The organism is Vibrio sp. 10N.222.55.C6, assembly GCF_041473395.1.
GTDB lineage: Bacteria > Pseudomonadota > Gammaproteobacteria > Enterobacterales > Vibrionaceae > Vibrio > Vibrio crassostreae_C.
This window is the reverse complement of sequence record NZ_JBFRSD010000445.1, coordinates 1-301: the sequence shown is the minus strand read 5'-3', so window position 1 is coordinate 301 and position 301 is coordinate 1. Positions and strand designations below refer to the sequence as shown.

Below are 301 nucleotides of genomic sequence, written 5' to 3'. Positions count from 1 at the left end.
GTTCTAGATGGTGCAAATATCGTTCAGACTTTCATGCCTGATCCCGATGACTCAACTGATCCAAAAGATGTTATAGCTACCATCGATAATCTTTATTTTGTACCAGACCGAAACTTTAGTACCGGTAATGGTGGAGCCACAATAAATTATGAATTGGAGATCGACAACAACGGGGTACCTGACCATACGGTAAGCTCCAACTTTAGAATTGAAATTGAAGCCGTAGCAGATGAGGCTGAGTGGGATGATGCAAACAGCACTTATATTTATCTTCCTGATACAGACAGCATGGGTGCAGAGA

The 301-nt window shown here is 41.9% G+C and carries 1 protein-coding gene; it reads left to right on the top strand.

Annotated elements, in window-relative coordinates; translation table 11 throughout:
* The coding region (locus AB4486_RS24515; protein ID WP_372119263.1) for a hypothetical protein at positions 1 to 301 on the top strand (301 nt) is incomplete at both ends.